Origin of the sequence: Arthrobacter sp. Bi83, assembly GCF_918698095.1 — a bacterium.
In the GTDB taxonomy this organism is placed as follows: Bacteria; Actinomycetota; Actinomycetes; order Actinomycetales; family Micrococcaceae; genus Arthrobacter.
Window position 1 is genome coordinate 1 of the sequence record NZ_CAKKLY010000116.1, and the last position, 1,346, is coordinate 1,346.

General features: G+C 68.1%; 1 protein-coding gene. It reads left to right on the forward strand.

All coding sequences use genetic code 11. The features are described 5' to 3' along the window. On the forward strand, positions 1 to 1,346 hold a 1,346-nt coding region (locus tag LQ144_RS22885; RefSeq protein ID WP_230121532.1), incomplete at both ends, for an aspartate ammonia-lyase.

Below are 1,346 nucleotides of genomic sequence, written 5' to 3' on the forward strand. Positions count from 1 at the left end.
GCCGCCGCGTACTGGGGTGTGCACACGCTCCGGGCCGTGGAGAACTTCCCCATCACCGGCCAGCCGCTGTCCACGAACATGCACCTGGTCCGCGGCCTGGCCGCCGTGAAACTCGCCGCCGCCCGCACCAACCTCGAACTCGGGCTCCTGGACCCCGAGCGCGCCGCCGCGATCGAAGCCGCCTGCACCGACGTGCTCAACGGGCTCCTGAACGACCAGTTCGTCGTCGACGTCATCCAGGGCGGCGCCGGGACCTCCTCGAACATGAACGCCAACGAGGTCATCGCCAACCGCGCCCTGGAAATCCTCGGCCACCCCAAGGGCGACTACGCCCGGCTGCACCCCAACGACCACGTAAACCTCTCCCAGTCCACCAACGACGTCTACCCCACCGCCGTCAAGCTCGGCACCATCTTCGCCGCCCGCGAACTCCTCGCCGCCCTGGCCGAACTCGAAGACGCATTCGCGGCCAAAGCCGCCGAGTTCCGCACCGTCGTGAAAATGGGCCGCACCCAGCTCCAGGACGCCGTGCCCATGACCCTGGGCCAGGAATTCGGCACCTACGCCGTCACCATCGGCGAAGACCGGCTCCGCCTCGCCGAAGCGGACCTGCTCATCCACGAAATCAACCTCGGCGCCACCGCCATCGGCACCGGCCTGAACGCCCCGCCCGGCTACGCCGAAACCGCCTGCCGGCACCTGGCCGACATCACCGGCCTGCCGCTGGTCACCGCCGTGGACCTGATCGAGGCCACCCAGGACGTCGGCGCGTTCGTGCACCTCTCCGGCGTCCTCAAACGCGTGGCCGTGAAACTCTCCAAGATCTGCAACGACCTGCGCCTGCTCTCCTCCGGCCCCCGCGCCGGGTTCGGCGAAATCAACCTCCCCGCCGTGCAGTCCGGATCCTCCATCATGCCCGGCAAGATCAACCCGGTGATCCCGGAAGTCGTCAGCCAGGTCGCCTACGAAGTCATCGGCAACGACGTCACCATCACCATGGCCGCCGAAGCCGGACAGCTCCAGCTCAACGCCTTCGAACCCGTCATCGTCCACAGCCTCCACAAGAGCATCTCCCACCTCGAAGCCGCCTGCCGCACCCTCACCGCACGCTGCGTCCGGGGCATCACCGCGAACACCGAACACCTCCGCCTCACCGTGGAACAATCCATCGGCCTGGTCACCGCCCTGAACCCCCACCTGGGCTACGCCACCGCCACCGCCATCGCCCAGGAAGCCCTCGCCACCGGCAAGGGCGTGGCCGAACTCGTCCTCGAACACGGCCTCCTCACCGCCGACCAACTCCAGGAACTCCTCAGCCCCGAACGCCTCGCCAACCTCAGCAAATA